Source organism: Streptomyces sp. NPDC002276 (genome assembly GCF_053891435.1).
The window spans coordinates 205756-225141 of sequence record NZ_JBSFCQ010000010.1 but is presented as its reverse complement, the minus strand read 5'-3'; the positions used below and the strand labels follow the sequence as shown (position 1 = coordinate 225141).

13 protein-coding genes are annotated in these 19386 nt (G+C 67.2%); 10 read left to right on the top strand and 3 right to left on the bottom strand.

Annotation, left to right across the window (positions count from 1 at the left end):
- Positions 1-15: 15 nt before the first annotated feature.
- The 4 genes from ACWIHT_RS25845 to ACWIHT_RS25830 all read left to right on the top strand — a co-directional run bounded on the left by ACWIHT_RS25845 (position 16) and on the right by ACWIHT_RS25830 (position 2126).
- Positions 16-708 (top strand): hypothetical protein, encoded by a 693-nt coding sequence (locus tag ACWIHT_RS25845; protein ID WP_456170623.1) that lies wholly within the window; start codon positions 16-18, stop codon positions 706-708.
- A 145-nt stretch (positions 709-853) separates the two neighbouring features.
- Positions 854-1180, top strand: a complete 327-nt coding sequence (locus tag ACWIHT_RS25840; RefSeq protein WP_381245279.1) for a MerR family transcriptional regulator — start codon at positions 854-856, stop codon at positions 1178-1180.
- Between the two features lie 211 nt (positions 1181-1391).
- Positions 1392-1595 (top strand): cold-shock protein, encoded by a 204-nt coding sequence (locus ACWIHT_RS25835; protein ID WP_019063123.1) that lies wholly within the window; start codon positions 1392-1394, stop codon positions 1593-1595.
- Between the two features lie 189 nt (positions 1596-1784).
- Positions 1785-2126 (top strand): SCO5918 family protein, encoded by a 342-nt coding sequence (locus ACWIHT_RS25830; RefSeq protein WP_456170622.1) that lies wholly within the window; start codon positions 1785-1787, stop codon positions 2124-2126.
- Between the two features lie 204 nt (positions 2127-2330).
- Here ACWIHT_RS25830 and ACWIHT_RS25825 read toward each other — a convergent pair whose 3' ends face one another.
- A complete protein-coding gene (locus tag ACWIHT_RS25825; RefSeq protein WP_456170621.1) occupies positions 2331-3389 on the bottom strand; it encodes a PucR family transcriptional regulator in 1059 nt (352 codons plus the stop codon).
- Positions 3390-3631: 242 nt separating this feature from the next.
- On the opposite strand from ACWIHT_RS25825, the gene ACWIHT_RS25820 reads away from it, so the two are divergent.
- From ACWIHT_RS25820 to ACWIHT_RS25810, 3 genes are all read left to right on the top strand, one after another.
- Positions 3632-4261: a hypothetical protein gene (locus ACWIHT_RS25820; protein WP_456170619.1), complete on the top strand. Its 630-nt coding sequence runs from the start codon at positions 3632-3634 to the stop codon at positions 4259-4261.
- Between the two features lie 95 nt (positions 4262-4356).
- Positions 4357-6504, top strand: coding sequence for a flotillin family protein (locus tag ACWIHT_RS25815; protein ID WP_456170617.1), 2148 nt, complete (start codon positions 4357-4359; stop codon positions 6502-6504).
- A 149-nt stretch (positions 6505-6653) separates the two neighbouring features.
- Positions 6654-11369, top strand: a complete 4716-nt coding sequence (locus tag ACWIHT_RS25810) for a DNA repair ATPase (RefSeq protein ID WP_456170615.1) — start codon at positions 6654-6656, stop codon at positions 11367-11369.
- On the opposite strand, the gene ACWIHT_RS25805 is transcribed toward ACWIHT_RS25810, so the two are convergent.
- Together ACWIHT_RS25805 and ACWIHT_RS25800 are read right to left on the bottom strand one after the other, a co-directional pair.
- Positions 11366-11770, bottom strand: coding sequence for a hypothetical protein (locus ACWIHT_RS25805; protein ID WP_456170614.1), 405 nt, complete (start codon positions 11768-11770; stop codon positions 11366-11368). The two genes, ACWIHT_RS25810 and ACWIHT_RS25805, sit on opposite strands and share 4 nt — an antisense overlap.
- A 194-nt stretch (positions 11771-11964) precedes the next feature.
- On the bottom strand, positions 11965-13305 hold the full coding sequence (locus ACWIHT_RS25800; protein ID WP_456170613.1) for a helix-turn-helix domain-containing protein: 1341 nt from the start codon (positions 13303-13305) through the stop codon (positions 11965-11967).
- A gap of 203 nt (positions 13306-13508) precedes the next feature.
- Here ACWIHT_RS25800 and ACWIHT_RS25795 point away from each other — a divergent pair, with 203 nt between their 5' ends.
- From ACWIHT_RS25795 to ACWIHT_RS25785, 3 genes are all read left to right on the top strand, one after another.
- The gene (locus tag ACWIHT_RS25795) at positions 13509-14324 is read left to right on the top strand and encodes a DUF4232 domain-containing protein (RefSeq protein ID WP_456170612.1); all 816 of its coding nucleotides are present in this window, start codon (positions 13509-13511) and stop codon (positions 14322-14324) included.
- Between the two features lie 81 nt (positions 14325-14405).
- The gene (locus ACWIHT_RS25790; RefSeq protein ID WP_456170610.1) at positions 14406-14864 is read left to right on the top strand and encodes a hypothetical protein; all 459 of its coding nucleotides are present in this window, start codon (positions 14406-14408) and stop codon (positions 14862-14864) included.
- A 730-nt stretch (positions 14865-15594) separates the two neighbouring features.
- Positions 15595-19323 (top strand): NACHT domain-containing protein, encoded by a 3729-nt coding sequence (locus ACWIHT_RS25785; RefSeq protein WP_456170609.1) that lies wholly within the window; start codon positions 15595-15597, stop codon positions 19321-19323.
- Positions 19324-19386: the final 63 nt, after the last annotated feature.

The following is a 19386-nucleotide window of genomic DNA, read 5'->3' as shown; positions in this document are numbered from 1 at the left end:
GGCAGGGCTCGCCCCATGACCGTGAATGTGCCCGGTCGGCCGATGACCGCGGACCTCGTCGGGCGCGGCGGTGTGGACGCGCACTCCGGTGCCGACGCGGCCCAGGGGGACAGGGCGTGGTCGCCCGGCCGGGAGCGCGGCCCGTCCCCGCGGCAGGGGGACCGGCTTCGCCCGCTCAGCCGACGCCAGATCGAGGACCGGTTCGAGGACCTGGGCGATCTGTACGAGGAGACCTCAGGCGGCAACCGCGCCGGGACCCGCTCCCGCGCCGAGTTCCTGCGCCGACTCGCGGGCGATGTCCGACGGCCCGGGTTCACGCTGCTGATCGCCGAGAACACCACCCTGACGGCCTTCGCCTACGGCTTCCCCGTGCGCGGCGCCGATCCGTGGTGGCAGGGGTGCGACACCCGCCTCCCCCGGACCGTGCGCGGTCTCGCGGTCACCGGTGGGCTCTTCGCGGTGTCCGGGATCGTCGTCCCGCCCCGGGTGCGCACCCACTACCAGGACCGGGACTGGAATCTCGCCCGGCGCCTGCAACACCGGCTGCTCGACGACCACGCGCCGGCCCTCGGCGTCACCCTGTTGCCCGCGACCGACACCGAGACGCTGACGGCGTACCGGGCCTGGGGCTGGCGGGACGTCGTAGCGGAAGCGCGCGATCCGCGACCGCCCGCCGGGGCCTGCCGCGTCCTGCTGCTGGGCCGCTGAGCGCGTCAACCGGCGTCCACGGTCGGCAGGACATCTGTGCTCGCCGCGACAGAGATTCCCCGGGTGCGACTAGAGTTCCCGTAAGGGGTAACAAGCTCCCCTGCGGCGGGCCGTCCCTCTCCGGTGGTCCGCAGGAAAGGTGTACATGCCCGCAGAAAGCCAGCAGCCCGCGGCCGACCGGCTCGACGACGACGACTACCCCGCCTACACCATGGGCCGGGCCGCCGAGCTGATCTCCTCCACGCCCGGATTCCTCCGGTCGCTGGGCGAGGCCGGGCTGATCACGCCGACGCGGTCGGACGGTGGTCACCGCCGCTACTCGCGCCATCAGCTCCGTACGGCCTCCCGCGCCCGCGAGCTGGTCGACCAGGGGACGCCCATCGAGGCCGCCTGCCGCATCATCAGCCTGGAGGACCGGCTGGACGAGGCGCTGCGCGTCAATGAGGAGCTGCGCCGTTCGTCCCATCGGTAGAAAATCTGATGTCGGCGAAACAGAAATTCACCGTTTCGGGCGACGCTTTTCCAACCCATTTCCGCCGCCGCTGAAATGGGTTCCGTGCTAGGCTGACTTCAGTTGCAGTTGTGGTTGCCAATTTTGAACCGGTTCTCCGGGCAGGTGATCATCACGGCGATGGAGGAGATTCGTAAAGTGCGGATCTCGTGCACTGCCTAGGAGTTAAGACATGGCCACCGGTACCGTGAAGTGGTTCAACGCGGAAAAGGGTTTCGGCTTCATCGAGCAGGACGGCGGCGGCGCTGACGTCTTCGCCCACTACTCGAACATCGCCACCCAGGGCTTCCGCGAGCTGCAGGAAGGTCAGAAGGTGACCTTCGACATCACGCAGGGCCAGAAGGGCCCGCAGGCGGAGAACATCGTTCCCGCCTAAGCACGCGAGACTGCGAAACAGGGGCCCGCACCTTGGGTGCGGGCCCCTTTTCGTATCTGCTCATTTACCCGCTGTTCCATCTGCCGTTCTTCGGCCACCCGCTGTTCTTCGGCCGTTCTCCGGCTTCCCCGTTTTCCCCGAGGAGAAATCCTCCCCTCTCCTCCCGCTCGAACCCCTTGGTGAGGCACCATGCGCTGCGTGATCGCCCGTTACCCCTTCGATCTGACGAAGAGCGAGGTGGAGGAGATGCTCAAGGGCATCCGCCCGGAGCAGCCCGTCAGCGGCCCCTGCGCCGTCATCAGCCGCAAGCTGTACCCGGTCAAGCAGGTCGGCGAGGTGATCACCAAGCAGGACCGCCGTGACTTCACCGCCTTCGAGGTGACCCGGGCCCTGACCCGCCTCGGCTTCACCTGCCACGAGACGCCGCCGGCACCGGCCACCCCCGCGCCCGCGCCCGCCACATCGTCCGTCGAGTCCGAGTCCGACTCAGGCCCCGAATCGACGTCGTACATCGGTACCACCCTGGGCTGACGCCTCCGCCCCCGCACTCCTCCGCAACCCCCAAGCGACCACGCCGCCGACGAACCATCCGGGCGCGGGGTCGCTTTTTTATGCGCCCGCCGGAGGGGACCATCCCTGAAAAAGTGTGACACTTAAGCGCTGGGTGTCACACTTTCGCGCCTCACCTCCCCCCCCGGTGGCACGGAGCGTTCCCGCGCCCAGCACTCTTCGGTCTCACAGCTCCTTGTCCGGCCAGTCCAGCAGGCGGGCGCCGATCACCGCCGTCTGGAGCATGTACCGCTGGCCGGGGTCCGCCGGGTCCGCGCCGGTCAGCTGGTGGATGCGTTCCAGGCGGTACGTCAGGGCGCGCACGCTCAGTGAGAGGCGCCGGGCGGCCTCCGCGGCCACGCAGCCGCAGTCGAAGTAGGTCGAGAGCGTGTCCAGCAGCGGTCGCGGACCGCCGCGCGCCTTGGTGAGCGGACCCAGCGCGTCGAGCACCAGGTCGGCCATCGCCTGCCGGTCGCGGGTGAGCACGGGGTAGACCAGCAGGTCGGCGGCGCGCAGCAACGGGCCCTCCAGGGTGAGCCGTTCGGCCAGTTCGAGGGTGTTCAGAGCCTCCTCGTACGACTGGACGATCCCGCCCGCACCCGGCTGCGGCCGGCCGATCGCCACCCGGGTGCCCTCCGCCGCCGCGTACGACTGTTTGGCGAAGTGGGTGAGGACGTCGTCCTGGTCGCCGGGCGCGACGCACAGCATCCGGCCGGCCTTCGTGGTGAGCAGGATGTTGCGGTCACCGAAACGGCTGATCATCGCGCGCTCCACCTGACGCGGCACCGGCGCGCTCTCGTCGTAGGGCATCGGCCCCTGGACCACGGCGACGGCGTGCGTGTGGGACAGCCGCAGTCCGAAACGCTCGGAGCGTTCGGCGAGTCGGCCCAGGTCGCTGCGGCCGTAGAGCAGATCGTCGATGAACTCCCGCCGGGCCGCCTCCTCCTGGCGTACGGCGAGCCGCTGGGCGCGTTCGTAGCCCTCGGCGAAGGCGTCGACGACCTGCTGCACCGCGGCGAGTGTGCAGTCGGCGGCCCCGGGAGTCTCCGGCCAGGCGGTACGGGTGGCGGCGAGATGGGCGTTGACCAGGGCGCGCAGTCCGTGTCCGGCCTCCGCCGCGTGCTCGCCCAGGGTGCGGCGGGCCTCCAACTCGGCCCGGGTCAGGCGCCGTCCGGTGACCGCGACCTCCGCCAGGAGTTGCGCGTACCCCGCCAGATACTGCTCAGGTATTCCGCGCTCCGGCAACGCCGCCCCCTGTTTTCTTGACGCCCTGGTGACGCTTTCTTAGCGCGTCACCGGCATCAAGACCCTAATGAACACTGCCGGGTTCCGGCAATGCGCGGGCGTGCACCCCGCGTGCACCATGGCGCCAGGGGAGCACCACGGATGGTTCGGGTGCCGGACACCGGCAGGTTTCCGGCACCAGAACCGCGATCCGGGCGTCCCCGTCGACAGTCGGGCGAGTAAGAGAACGGGGGGCCGGGATCATGGGGGCGTTCATCGCTGCCGCGACCGGTTTTCCCACCGTCGTCCTCACCGCGGCGCTCGTCGTGGTCGTCCTCTACTGGCTGCTGGTCGCGCTCGGCGCGGCCGACGCGCACGCCCACGGTCACGGTCACTTCCACCTCCGTGCGCACTCCGGCGGCCGGTGGCTCGGCGGGGTCCCGGTGACCCTCGCCTTCTCGCTGTTCGTCGCCGTCGGCTGGCTGATCAGCTTCTGCGCGAGCGTGCTGCTCGTCCCTTCGGGCCCGGCCGGCGTCCTGGTCGGGGCGGTCGTGCTGATCGGCGCGGGGTACGCCTCCTGGCAGGCGACCAAGCTGCTCGTACGGCCGCTGCACCGCCTGTTTCCCGACGAACACGGGCCGTCCCGCCTGGACTTCGTCGGGCTGACCTGCACCATTCGCACCGGGCGGGTGGACGCGGGGTTCGGGCAGGCCGAGGTCAGGGCGGCGGACGGCTCGGCCGCGACGGTCCAGGTCCGGCAGACGGGCAACGACGCCCTCGCCGGCGGCAGCACCGGACTGCTCTACGCCTATGACGAACCCGGCGAGTTCTTCTGGGTCGCGCCCTACGACAGCGCGCTGGACCCGAGGACCGGCCCCGGCACGACGGGATAGGCCGCCAACTCCGGCCGTTCGCACGCCCATTGGTCTCCACCCGCCGATTCCGGCCTGCTCGTCGATCACCCTTCTCTCCTCAGAGGACCCATGTCATGAACGCCATCACCGTGGGCATCGGTGTGTTCGTTGCCGTTGTCCTGCTCATCGCGCTCGCCCTGCTTCTGCTGGTCGGGCGGCTGTTCCGGAAGGTGGAGCAGGGGCGGGCGCTGATCGTCTCCAAGACGAAGAAGGTCGACGTCACCTTCACCGGCGCGGTCGTCCTGCCGGTGCTGCACAAGGCCGAGTTCATGGACATCTCCGTGAAGACGATCGAGATCCGCCGTACCGGGCGCGAGGGTCTGATCTGCCAGGACAACATCCGGGCCGACATCCACATCAGCTTCTTCGTACGGGTCAACAAGACCGTCGAGGACGTCATCAAGGTCGCGCAGGCCATCGGCACCCAGACCGCGAGCGACCCCGTCGCGATCCAGGACTTCTTCGCCGCGAAGTTCTCCGAGGCGCTCAAGACCGTCGGCAAGCAGCTGGACTTCGTCGATCTCTACACCAAGCGCGAGGAGTTCCGGGACCGGATCATCCAGGTCATCGGCACCGACCTCAACGGCTACCACCTCGACGACGCGGCCATCGACTTCCTCGAACAGACGCCGATGACCCAGCTCGACAGCCAGAACATCCTGGACGCGCAGGGCATCCGCAAGATCACCGAGCTGACGACGATCGAGCACGTCCGCACCAACGAGTTCCAGCGCACCGAGCAGAAGGAGATCACCCGGCAGAACGTCGACGCCCGGGAGACCATCCTGGAGCTGGAGCGCCGGCAGGCCGAGGCGGAGATCAAGCAGCGCCGTGAGGTGGAGGTCCTGCGGGCACGCGAGGAGGCCGCCACCGCGAAGGTGCAGGAGGAGGAACGGCTCGGCGCGCAGACCGCGTTCCTGCGCACCGAGGAGCAACTCGGCGTCCAGCGCGAGAACCAGGCCCGCGAGATCGCCGTGGCGCAGAAGAACCGCGAACGGGTCATCGCCGTCGAGAACGAGCGCATCGAGAAGGACCGGCTCCTCGAAGTCATCGCCCGGGAACGGGAGACGAGCCTGTCCGGGATCGCCCGCGACAAGGAGGTCGAGGTCGAGCGGCGCGAGGTCGCGGACGTGGTCCGGGAACGGATCGCCGTGGACCGTACGGTCGCCGAGCAGGAGGAGGCCATCAAGAAACTGCGGGTGGTCGAGGAGGCCGAGCGCACCCGGCAGGCCGTGATCATCGCCGCGGAGGCCGAGGCGCAGGAGAAGCTGGTCAAGGACATCAAGGCGGCCGAGGCAGCCGAAGCCGCCGCCAAGCACCGTGCCGGTGAGCAACTCACCCTCGCCGACGCCCGGTTGAAGTCCGCCGACCTCGACGCCCGCGCCAAGCTCCGGCTCGCCGAGGGCATCCAGGCGGAGGCCGCCGCGGCCGGACTCGCCGAGGTCCAGGTCCGCGACAAGGAGGCCGAGGTCACCGTGAAGGCGGGCCGCGCGGAGGCCGAGGCCACGGGGGCGCGGCTGCGCGCGGAGGCGGACGGCACCGAGGCCCGGCTCCGGGCGGAGGCCGAGGGCACCCGGGCCATGGCGCTCGCGGAGGCCGAGGGCGCGCAGGCGAAGGTGCTCGCGCAGGCCGAGGGCGTACGGGCGAACGCGCTCGCCGAAGCCACCGGTATCGGCGAGAAGTTGAAGGCCGAGGCGGAGGGCCTCACCGAGAAGGCCGCCGCGATGGCCGCCCTCGACGACGCCTCGCGCGGCCACGAGGAGTACCGGCTGCGGCTCCAGGCCGAGAAGGAGATCCGGCTCGCGGGTCTCGACGTGCAGCGGCAGGTCGCCGAGGCGCAGGCCACCGTCCTCGCGACCGGTCTTGAGCACGCCGACATCGACATCGTCGGCGGCGACACGGTCTTCTTCGACCGGCTGATGTCGTCGATCTCGCTCGGCCGCAGTGTCGACGGCTTCGTCCAGAACTCCCAGACGGCACAGGCGTTGGCACGCCCGTGGCTGGACGGTACGTCGAACATCGCCGACGACCTCGGGCGCGTACTCGGCTCGGTCTCCACGGCCGACGTGCAGAACCTCACCGTGTCCGCCCTGCTGATGAAACTGATGCGGACGGACACGGCCAACGCCGGTCAGCTACGGCAACTGCTCGACAGGGCAGGCGAGTTGGGCCTCGCGGACACCCCGCTGACCGCGCTCAACGGCCACCCGTCGAAGGCCTGACACCCGGCGAAGGCCTCACGCCCAGCGAAGGCCTCACGCCCGGCCGAGACCCGGCCCCACAGACGGTCCGGAACTGCCGCACAGGGGACGGCAGTTCCGGACCCACCACTCCCGGCCACGCACCCCGCCCGAGATCCTGAGAGGGACCCATGACCACCGGCCTGGACACCGGCACCTACGAGGTACTGCGCGACCGCCTCGCCGCACAGGCCGCCGAACTCGCCCGCCGCGCGGAGACGCTCAACACCCGCCGCGCCGAGGAGTTCGGCTCGACCCGGCTGGAACTCACCGGCACCGGACGCCTCACCACCGAACACCCGGCCGCACCGAGGGACATCGTCGCCGTAGGAGACGCACTCCTCTTCGGCCACCAGACCTCCCTCGGCGTCACCCGGGAGACGGCGGTGGCCGACGTCCTCGCCCTCTACGACCGCCAGGACCTGCGCGGGCTGCCCGAGAACGCCGTACCCGGACTCCTCGACGACCCGGAGTTCGTACGGGAGTTCACCGCACTGCACCGCTACTACCGGCAGGCGCGACTCCTCCAACTCCGGCGCGTCGACGGCAAGTTGCTGGCCGTCTTCCGCACCGGCGAGAAGGCCGACGACATCCGGGTACTGCGCTGGGCGCTCACGGACGACGGCCGGGCGGCGACCTTCCTGGACGCGCACGGCGAACGCGACCACGTCTTCCCGCCGCCGTACGACTTCGACTGGACGGGGACGGGGCGCGAGGATCTCGTCCCCGGTCGGCACCCGCATGTGCGGATCCAGGACGGGCTGTACGTCGACACGCTGGGCGGGACCCTCACCGTGAAGGTGGAGGACAACACCGAGACGGGGGAGGGGATTTACGCCGAACCGGTCGACGAGCCGTTGCAGTCGCCGGCCGACGCGGAGATCGCGTACGCGCGGGTGGGTGCGCTGGTGCTCATGGACATTCGCCCGTACAAGGAGGATGTCCACCGCTACCTGGTCTTCAACACGCTGACCAAGAAGGTCGTACGGCTCGACGGGATCGGGCTGTCGTGCCGGCGGCTGCCGGAGGAGCAGGGGATCGTGTTCCCGGGCGGGTACTGCCTGGCCACGGGGGAGTGCAGGACCTTCGAAACGCCCACCGACGGGCTGGAGTTGGAGCGGATCGTGCGCTCGCCCAACGGGGAGGACGTGCTGTTCGCGTACCGGGCGCGGGGGTCCGGGCGGAGCCTGCTGCTGCCGTACAACATGATCCGGAAGGAGGTCGCGGCGCCGCTGCCCGGGCAGGGGTGGGCGCTGTTCGACGACGGCATGGTGGTGGTGCTGGGGGAGGGCGAGGGGGAGGCGGCTCGGGTTCACGCGGTGCGGATCTGGCGTACCCCGTACGTCTCCGACACGCATGCCGCAGCCCGACTCGGCGGCTCCGGGCCGCTGTTCCGGGTCGGGAACGCCGATCTCGTGCGCGGGATCTCCGACTGTCTGTCGGTGACGGGTGCGGTCGTCGGGATGGAACCGGCGGCGGAGGTGTACGAGGCACTGGTTGCCGCGTGTGTCCGGGCGGCCGACACGCATCACTGGCTGGGGGACGCCGAACTCGGCGATCTGCGGGGGCCGTTGGAGGAGGCGCGGGGTACGGCGGAGCAGGTCCTGGCCGAGTTCGAGACGGTCCGGACTCTGACCGCGCGGGCCGCCGACGCCCTCGCCGACGCCAGGGCCCATATCGCCTCCCTCGTACGGCGCTTGCGGGGTGAGGCGCCCTGGGACGCGGCGGGCTGGGTCGGCGGGCTCACCGAACTCCGGCGGGCGCAGGGGCACTTGCTGACGTTGAAGGAGATGCGGTACGCCGACACCGCGCGGATCGAGGAGGCGGCGGCCGAAGTCGAGGCGGATCTGGGGGTGTTCGGGCAGCGGGCGGTGTCGTTCCTGGCGCGGGAGGACGCGTTCGCCGGACACCACGAGCTGATCGACGTCCTGGTCGCGGAGGCCGGGGCGCTGGCCAAGGTCGCCGAGGCGGCCCCGGTTGCGGCCCGCCTGGACGAACTGACCGAAGGATTGCGGACGGTGACCGAGGTGGTCGCCGGACTCGACATCGGTGACGCCACGGTCCGTACGTCGATCCTGGAGCGGGTCGCCGAGGTGCTGGGCGGCGTCAACCGCGCCCGCGCCACCCTGGACGCCCGGCGCGCGGAACTCCGGGACCGGGAGGGGCGGGCGGAGTTCGCGGCCGAGTTCGCGCTGCTCGGCCAGTCGGTGACCGGAGCGCTCGCGGACGCGGCGACCCCGGAGGCCTGCGACACCCAACTCGCCCTGCTGCTGGTGCGGTTGGAGAACCTGGAGGCCCGCTTCGCGGACTTCGACGACTTCCTCGCCGAACTGGACGGCAAACGCACCGAGATCCACGAGACCCTCTCTGCCCGCAAGCAGACCCTGGTCGACGAACGCGCCCGCAGGGCCGAGCAGTTGGCGACGTCTGCGGTGCGGGTGCTGGAGACCGTGGGGCGGCGGGCGGTCGCGCTCGCCGACGCCGACGCGGTGAACACGTACTTCGCCTCCGACCCGATGGTGGCGCGGATCCGCCGCAGCGCCGAACAACTCCGTGAACTGGGCGACCCGACAAGGGCGGAGGAGCTGACCGGCAGGCTCACCGCCGCCCACGCGGAGGCGGTCCGCGCCCTGCGTGACCGCGCCGACCTCTCCACGGACGGCGGCCGGACCCTCCGCCTCGGCCGCCACCGTTTCGCCGTCCACACCGAGCCCCTCGACCTCACCCTGGTCCCCTCGGGCGACGGCCTGGCCTTCGCCCTCACCGGCACGGACTACCGATCCCCGGTCAGGGACCCGGAGTTCGAGGCGACCCGCCCGTACTGGGACCGCCCGCTGCCCTCCGAGTCACCCCGGGTCTACCGCGCCGAACACCTCGCCGCCCGCCTCCTCGACGAACGCGGCGCGCAGGCCTTCGCCCAGGAGACCGACCTCGCCGCCCTGGTCCGCCGGGCCGCGCAGGAGTCGTACGACGAAGGCTACGAACGCGGTGTGCACGACCACGACGCGACGGCGATCCTCACGGCACTGCTCCGCCGGTACGAGGACGCGGGCCTGTTGCGCCACGAACCGGCCTCCCGCGCAAGCGCGTTGCTCTTCTGGACGCACGGCACGAACCCACGGGCCCGCGAGAACTGGACCCGCCGCGCGAGGTCCCTGGCCAGGGCCCGGGACCTGTTCGGGCCCACCCCGGCCGACGCCGAACTCCGCGCGGAACTCGCGAAGGTGCTGGGTGGTGGGCCCGCTGCCGCTTACCTCCTTGATGAACTCACCACTGCCCCCGAGGGCTTCGTGATCAGCGTCGGCGCCCGCACCCTGCTCGACAAGTTCCGGCGGGCGGTGGGCAGTTCGGCGTACGACGACGATCTGATCGCCCTCGACGACGACCTGCCCGCGCGCCGTCAGCTGGTGGAGGCGTGGCTGACGGCGTACACGACGGCGTCCGGGACGCGGGTTGACCCGGGGGACCTGGCGGAGGCGGTGGCGGCCGAACTCTGCCCAGGCGCACCGCGTTACGAGTCGGACGCGCGGCTGGCGGAGACGGTGGGTGGACTGTTGGGCAGCCATCCCCGGGTGGTGGGGGGTGAGTTGCGTATCAGGGTCGATGAACTCCTCGCCCGTACACGGGAGTTCCGTGCCGCGGACGTTCCCGGTCACCGCGCGTACCAGCGTCGCCGTACCGCTCTCGTGGCGGCGGAGCGCGCCCGGTTGCGGCTCGACGAGTACCGTCCGCGTGTCCTGTCGTCCTTCGTCCGGGGGAGGCTCGTCGACGAGGTGTACCTCCCGCTGATCGGCGACAACCTGGCCCGGCAGCTCGGCACGGCGGGGGAGGGCGGGGCGGTCGGCACCGGCGGGCTGCTCCTGCTGATCTCGCCGCCGGGGTACGGCAAGACGACCCTCATGGAGTACGTCGCCGACCGGCTCGGGCTGGTCCTGGTCAAGGTCGGCGGCCCGGCCCTCGGGCACGGTGTCACCTCCCTCGACCCGGCCGAGGCGCCGAACGCGACCGCCCGACAGGAGGTGGAGAAGGTCAACTTCGCGCTCGCGGCGGGCAACAACGTGCTGCTCCACCTGGACGACATCCAGCACACGTCACCCGAACTCCTACAGAAATTCATCACGTTGTGCGATGCGACCCGGCGGATGGAGGGCGTGTGGGAGGGCGCGGCGCGCACCTACGACCTGCGGGGCAAGCGGTTCGCCGTCTGTATGACCGGCAACCCGTACACCGAGTCCGGCAGCCGGTTCCGGGTGCCCGACATGCTGGCCAACCGTGCCGACGTCTGGAACCTCGGTGACGTACTGACCGGCAAGGAGGCGCTGTTCGCCCTGAGTTTCGTCGAGAACGCGCTGACCTCGAACCCGGTACTGGCTCCGCTCGCCGGCCGCGACCGCGACGACCTGGACCTGCTGATCCGGCTGGCGCGGGGCGATGCGTCGGCCCGCGCGGACCGTCTCTCCTACGCCTGCGACCCCGCCGAACTGGCCCGTGTCGTCGCCGTGTTGACGCATCTGTTCGCCGCCCGGGACACCGTCCTCGCGGTCAACTCCGCGTACATGGCGTCGGCGGCGACCACGGAAGCGGCCCGCACCGAACCGCCGTTCCGGCTCCAGGGGTCGTACCGCACGATGAACCGGATCGCCCGGCGCATCGAGCCGGTGATGAACTCCCTTGAGTTGTCAGCGGTGTTGGACGACCACTACACCGCCGAGGCACAGACCTTGGGGACGGAGGCGGAGGCGAACCTGTTGAAGCTGGCGGAACTGCGGGGCACGCTGACGGATGAACAGGCCGTGCGCTGGGCCGAGTTGAAGGTGGCGTACCGGCGGGAGCGGGACAGGCTCTAGAGCTGGAGCAGGCGTTGGGTGATCTCGCGGTACTGGCGGAGCGCGTGCCGGAGTTCGTCGGACTGGGACGTGAGGTCCGCGGGTTCGGCGGGTTCCGCGGGATCCGCGGGAGCAGCAGTGGCGGTGGTGGTGGTGTCCTGCTCCGCCCAGGCGGCGCGGAGGAGTTCCCGGCGGGCCGCGAGGGCGCTCACCAGCTGGGCGGTGGCCTCGTCGTAGGCGCTCTCCGCCTCCGCCAGGGCGTCGCGCGGGGTGTCGGCGAAGGTGTTGAGGGCGTGGCGCAGCCGCTGGAGGACCTGCTCCCGTTCGGCGGACGGGAGCAGTGGCTCCGGGCCGGGTGTGCGTCGTTCGGTGGGGGTCCGGTTCTGGCCGGCGGGCTGCTGGGCGCGTGTCTGGTCGTACATCAGGATGCCGCTTCCGTTCCGCCTGAAGGCGTTCGTGCCTCGTCGGCCTCTCGACGGCCTGTTCCAGGCCCCCGGAGACCCGGTCGGTCGTACCCTTCAACGACTGCGCAGTGCTGCCAGTCAACGTCCGGCGCGGGTCGGTGTCAACGCGGGGTCGGGAGGGGTGCCCATAGGGGTGTCCGGTTGCCCGTGCCTCAGTCGGCCTGGTGGGGTACCCACTCGCTGTCGTCGAGCGAGTAGCCGTACTGCGGACGTCCGCTCATGCCACTCGTGCGGAACGGCTTCCCCTGGTCGTCGATGCGCAGCACACCCTTGCGGTCGCCGCTGGACCACGCCAGTTCCAGATACCAGCGCACATCGTGCGAGGCCGCGGCGGCCGTGATGTACAGGACCTCGGGCTCGCTCTCGCTCACCTTGTACGGCAGACCCGTCTGCCCGGACTCCGGCGTGACCGCCGGGCGGACCGAGTCGAGCCCGATGCCGAAGGAGTGCGTGGGCACCCCGCCGCCGCAGCCGACGCCGATGTACCCCATCTCGTACACGTTCCAGGCCGGTGGCGCACCGCTGTCGACGACCCGGACGTTCAGGGACTGCAACACCACGGTCTCCTGGCCGGTGCCCTGCACGGTCAGTTCGAGGTACTGGCTGCCGGCGGAGACGGCACCCAGCGCGCTCACCCAGCTCGGCGCGTCCTGCTCGGTCGGCGGTGGCGGCACCTTCGCCGCGTCCCGGTCGACCAGATAGGTCTGGCCGCACGGGCTCTCCCAGGCATACGGCCGGGTCGTCACGGTCAGCGGAACGGCCGCCGCGACATCCGCTGCCCCGCCGGACTTCGCGCCCGGGGCGGCCGACGCCCCGCTCTTCGCCGTAGCGGACCCGGAAGGACTCGTAGAGCTGGAGGGCGAGGCCGAGGCGGACGGCGAGGAGCTCGATTTCGCCGATCCGGAGGCGGACGGGGAGGGGGTGCCGCGCCCGGCGGAGGTCACGGAGCCGGCGTCCTGCTTCCGATCGCCACCGCCACCGCCACCGTCGCCGTCGCCGGACACCAGGCGGGGGACGAGGGCGGTGGCCGCGAGTACTACGGCCACCGCGGCGGCGGCGAAGAGGGCGGTACGGCGGCGGTTGCGCGGGGCGGGCGCGGTCAGCGGTACGGGGGGTTCGTGGGCGGAGGAGGGAGGGGTAGTACCGGGAGTGGGCTGCGGTGTGGTGGGGAGGGCTGCTTCAGGGGTGGGGGCGGTGGCCGGTGCCGGGTTCGTAGCCGTCGCGGCGGATTTCCGTTCGCGCTGGCGGGCGCCGTCGGCCAGGATCCAGCGGCGGTGGGCCTCGACGAGTTCGTCGGGGGTCGCCTTGCAGAGGCGGGCGAACCGCTCCACGGGGGCGTACTCGGTGGGTACGGCGTCGCCGTTGCAGTAGCGGTGCAGCGTCGACGTGCTCATGTGCAGCCGCTTCGCGAGCACGCCGTAGCTCAGCCCCGAACGGTCCTTGAGCTCCCGTATCAGCGCCGCGAAATCGGCCGTCTCGTCCGCCACTGCCACCCAGCCCCCGTTCCAGTCCAGCGTTCCAGGGATGCCATGTTCCCCCAGGTAAGAGCCGGTGCGAACGTTCCAGGTTCCCGTAAGTCCCGGCTGCCGTGGCGGGTGGGACGGAAAGCGGCACAGGCTCCGGTCATCAAAGCACGCCGCCCGCCGACCGGTTGGACGGCGGGCGACCTCCTGCCTCTCCGAAAGGGAGCCCAACCATGTCCGCGTTCACCGCCCGTACCCGTCCCCGCACCCGTACCCGTACTCGCCTCTTCGCCGCCTCGACCGTCGCGCTTGCCGCGCTCTCGCTCACCGCCTGCAACGACACACTGGGAGTACGGGACTCCGGCGCGGTCTCCCCGAACTCCTCCCCGGTGACGACCTCGGCACCGTCCGGGACGGGGACCGGCCAGAGCGGCGGCAGCACATCGGGCGGCTCCTCGACGGGGAACTTCTCCACGGGCGGTTCCTCGACCAGCGGCGGCACGGGGTCGGGCGGCAGCAAGACGAGCGGCGGCTCGGGTTCGACGTCCGGCTCCGGCTCCGGCTCTGGCTCTGGCTCTGGCTCCGGTTCGGGTTCGGGTTCGGGTTCGGGCGGCTCCACGACGCGCGTCAGTTGCAGCGGCGCCAACACCAAGGTGACCGCACAGCCGGTCAGCCGCCCCATCAACCACATGCTGCTCACCGTCACCAACACCGGCTCCAAGACCTGCGACCTCCACTACTACCCGGCCGTCAACTTCGACGACGCCCAGTCCGTGCCGCCGGTCATGAAGGACTCCCAGCCGCAGGCCGTCACCACGCTCGCCCCGGGCGAGTCGGGCTACGCCGGCGTAGCCCTCTCCGGCGGCGACAACGGCAGCGGCACCAACGGCCGCACCGCCAAGTCCCTCTCCGTCTACTTCTTCGACAGCAACAACAACAGCATCAGCCCGGCGGCCACCCCCGCCCTCCCCAGCAAGGGCGTCTACATCGACGACTCGCTGCGGGTGACGTACTGGCTGACCAGCGCGCAGGATGCGTTGACTTACTGAGACGGGGGCGTGGGGTAGGTCCCGCCCGGAGTGGAGAATGCCATCAAGAGGCAGACGATCTACGAGCCGCGGATGGGGCACATGAAGTACGTCACGGCCGTCTGGAACGACGGAGGGTTCTTCGTGGATGCCGGGGCCTATCTCGCCGAACTGCCGCGCCTCCGCGCCGACTTGCCCCCGGGCGCCCGGTCCTTCGCCACCGACCCCGGCCACTACGACATCGCGGGCGCGACCCGCTGCGTCAAGGACCTCGAACTGGCCGGGGTCCACCTCGCCACCGACAAGAGCGGCGGCCTGGTCCTGGACTTCGCGCCCAACAAGTTCAAGCACGACGCCGGCCTGCGCATCAGCTACTCGGGCGTGACCCACTTCTCCGTCGACTACGAACACTCCATCGACTGGATGCCGGCCGACGCCGTCCTCCTCGACGAAATCCTCCCGGACGAGGACAACGGCTGCACCCACGAGATCGCCCTGACCGACGCGACCGTCCTGGTCCACTGCCGGGACCTGGAGGCGGCGTGGGGCGGCACGGGCTGACGGATATGGCTTGGGTGGTCCCACCACCACACCACCACCACCTGGACGGACTCTCCACGCACACGGGCATCGACGGGGCCGCATCGAACGCGCTGGGGTACAGGGCCCGTTCAGCGTCGTTGGCACCCGGGATCCGGCACTCGGCACCCGGCACGGGGTGATGACGGTGGTGACGGGGCCGGTTAGGCCCGCAAAGCAGGTCAGGCCCGGTGCTGATCTCTCAGCACCGGGCCTGACCTGGTGTTACGGCTGTCGGGGTGGCGGGATTTGAACCCACGACCTCTTCGTCCCGAATTAGGTCAGCGCAAGATCTACAACTGCTCAGCAGAGCATTGGCACAGGTCGGCGCTTTGGCGTGAGTTGGTGCAACGTGGCGGACTGGAGGCCTGGGGAGAAGATCTTCTCCCCAGATTCTCCCAGCACCTGTTGCAGATCAGCCTCTTTGGCGCGTCGCCTGGCGGGGAGACCGCTGGCCTGTGCTAGCCGTGGCTCTTGGCGCCATCGGCAATGTGACCTCGGCTCACCCCTGGCACCTTCGTACAGCTGCTCTAGCAGCCGCACGGATGTCGGCCATACCAAGAGGTAACACTCCATCACCTTGCTACTCTGAGCCCAACTTGCGGGCACATGGGACACCGCGAGCCGCAGCGAGGGAGCCTGCGCGCGATGCAGACTCGACAGAAGTACACGTGCCGCGGGGTGTAGCGGTTGATGAAGCGGAGGGTCCGGAGTGACGTACCACTATGAGCAGCTGGACCCTGAACGTTTTCAACACTTCGCGCAGGCTCTAATTTCGCGCGAGTTCCCAGGAACGCAATGTTTTCCAGTTGGCCAGAGGGACGGTGGCCGGGACGCGGTTCAGTACCTCAACGCAGGATCGAGTAGCTACCGCCTGTTCCAGGTGAAGTTTGTCAGAAATCCCTTCGTCATCGAAGATGCCCACAAATGGCTTGTCGATACGATGAAAAAGGAAATCGAAAAGATCGATCCTATTTTGGAGGAAAATCCACACGCTCTAGAATATATTCTCGTTACCAATGTAGCCGGTACTGCATACCCCAAATCGGGGTCAATTGACACACTGAATGCCATCCTAGAGACAGAGCTCTCGATTCCTATCCGTGCATGGTGGCGAGACGATCTGGATCGTCGCTGCGACACTGCTGCGGATGTCAAATGGTCCTATCCAGACATTCTTAGAGGTGCGGATGTCCTTCAAGCACTAGCAGATTCTATTGGTCCCGACCTGCAGGGACACAGGCTGGATGTCTTGCGCAGCTTCGTTGCCGACCAGTACGAGATGGACAACGAAGTACGTTTTAAGCAGGTAGAGCTCAGTAATGACATTCTCAGTCTTTTCGTAGACGTTCCCGTGGATGTCAGACAAGAACAGGAAGTTGGACGGCGTCGAGAGGATAAGAAAGCACTCGAAGTCCAATATATAGCACAGCGACTTGCAGGTCGAGATCCGTGGGAGACCCAACAGGATAGTGGTGTTGGTGCCGCGACACTATTGCTTAATGAACGCGTCGCCGATCTGGCAGAAATGATCGTCTTGGAAGGTGGGCCCGGGCAGGGGAAGTCCACCTTGGCTCAGTATATTTGCCAGGTGCACAGAATGAAGATTCTGAGTGCCGAGGGATTTGACACTCTTCCTACGAATCATAAGCCCGCGGCCGCGCGCTTTCCTATTAAAGTGGATCTCCGTGAGTATGCTACTTGGCTTGCAGGGAAGGATCCCTTTTCTCAAGAGGGCAATGAGCTGCGGCCACGGCATCTGAGTAAATCTCTAGAATCCTTTATCAGTGCGCTAATCAGTGAGCGCTCGGGCGGCCGCTCCTTCACGCCAGATGACTTGAGTGCCGTTGCCCATTCTAGTGCACTACTCATTGTGCTCGATGGGCTGGACGAAGTGGCGGAGGTGAAACTCCGCAATGATGTAGTGCGCGAGATTGCGGCTTCTGCAAGACGCTTGAGGGAGACGGCGGCATCTCTCCAGATGCTCGTAACTACGCGTCCCTCTGCTCTAGCTGAAGTCACTGATTTTCCGTCGCGGACTTTTAACCGCTGGGCATTGACTAGCCTGAATCCACCGCTAATCGAAGAATATACCGAGCGTTGGGCGAAATCTCGCAGATTGCCGGCCAAAGAGGTAGCCGATCTACGCAGAGTTGTTACCGACAGGCTGAGTCAACCCCATATGCGGGATCTAGCCCGCAACCCTATGCAGCTTGCAATCCTGCTGAGTGTTATTCACACGCGCGGGAGTAGCCTGCCCGATAAGCGTACGGCGCTTTATGACATCTACGTTGAGCTCTTCCTGGCGAGGGAGGCAGAAAAGAGTGAGATTGTAAAGAAGCGGCAGGAAATCCTTATTGACATTCACAGGTATCTTGCATGGGTGCTTCATAGCGAAGCAGAAACCGGCAGGGCTCTTGGGAAGATAGACGCGAATCGACTGCGTGAATTGATCGCGGAGTATCTTATTTCCGAAGGCAGAGATCCAGGCTTGGTTGATGAACTATTCACCGGTTTGGCGCAACGTGTTGTGTTCCTAGTGGGTGCGGTAGAAGGGTTGTTTGAGTTCGAGGTTCAACCCCTGCGGGAATACTTTGCCGGACGTTTCCTCTACGAGACGGCCCCATACAGTCCAGTGGGTTCACCTCGTTCAGGCACCAAAGATGAGCGCTTCGACGCCATCGCTAGGAACACGTACTGGCAAAACGTAACGAGATTTTATGCCGGTTGCTTCAGCAAGGGTGAGTTGCCTTCTCTGGTAGATCGCCTGGAGGTGCTCTGCACGGACGCCGACCTCGGCTTGACGTCGCACCCTAGAGCGCTGGCAGCTACGTTGGTCGCGGATTGGGTGTTCAGCCAGAACGCCCGGAGCCTCAAGAAAGTCATCGACCTGATCCTTGACCGTGATGGCTATCGGTCTCTGCTTGGTGACGATCGCTACGGCCTTGCGGGAGGCGAGCCGTTCACACTGCCCGAAGGCTGCGGACGAGTAGAACTACTACAAAGGTGTTTTGAAGTTCTTAGTGCAGCCCCACCGCGCGACATTCAAACATCTTTGACCGTGTTGGCTCAGCAGAATGCTTCAAGAGATGAGCTGCAGGACTATTGGCTCGATGGATTTGAGACTCTGACTGAAGAGGCGCAGAAGACTTCATGGATCTGGACTGGTTATTTTACTGGCGTGCTCAGTACCGTGTCTAACAGAGTTATCGAAGATCTGCTGAACAGACACTCTGTAACAGTGGATGATGAAGTGCAGGGCGCGTTGATGGCTGCCGCGCATGCTGACTACTTTGGGCGAAGTAAGCGATTGCAAGATGAATTCGTAGAGCGGATTCTAGATGGTTTTGTGACAGGTTTTCGGATTCCTCGCACAGTAGCCAATCGAATGGACCTGTTTTGTTCAGCGTTTAATCCTGTCGTGACGAGTCGAGCGATCCATTTTGATCAGCGAGCGCTTGTTTCCGAGAGCGTCTCTCGGCATCTCGGTGTGCGCTGGCCAGAGCAGCCCCCATCACCTATTCGAAATAAAGCTATCGATACCGCGGTCGAGGAATATTTCCACCTGCTTGGCAGTACCGGGAAAGAAGCCTTGGATGGCGGGTATGAAAAGTACATCGAAAGCGTCTCGTTGACGGTGGGAAATCGATGGGCTATTTGGGTGATGGCTCTAGGTTACGCGGCGTTCGTTCCACGCGCGAGCCGAGATTCTGTTGGACGACCGAACCTTTTCGACGAATCGGTTAGCATCGTCAAGCGGCTGAAGTATGCTCGCTTGCAGGCGGGGGCAGTTGCGTGGTGGAGGCAGCAACTGAGTCTTTGTGATAGCGACACGAATCGGCAGGTGTGGGCGTTGGCGGCGCTTTTGCTGTGCGGCCCTGTCACCATGGCGAAATTGTGTCCCGAGATCGAGGATGTTGTCGAGGTCCTTGATGATCGTCAGAGTAGACGGCTTTATGATTCTGTCGAATCTGTACGCAGTTATTCAGGTGGTGCCCGAGGGATTCGCGTCAACGCACTGCCTAGCGCATTGAGTCCGCGCGTGGCTGCCATTTTGGCGAATGTCGCCGTACGGGATGATCATATCGCTATTGTCGATAAGTATCTGTCGAATTACTTGGGTAGTGATCCGGTAGTTCACGATGTCATCCTGTTTGCGATTTCTTTCCACATTCAGGTTGCTGATGAGCATCTGGATTGGGCAAGTGCTGTGGAGGCGACGAGAAGGGCTTATAGGAATTCCCATGTGACCTTCGCGTTCGGTCGCCGAACGCAGAATAAGATGCCGGTCGATATCGCTGGGAAAGTTGCGGCGAATTCGAGTGCTTACCCTCGCTTTATTGTCGGACTGGCGGAGACGAGCATGAAGAGGGCGATCGCTCGGAAAGCAGTTCCGTTGTCTCAGGTGGCTAATGAAAAAGGTTGGTTCGAAGAGGAGTAGAAAATTGGCGGTGCCGTTTAAAAATTCTCCTCTTGCGTCGTATCCGTGATGGGGCTACGTGTA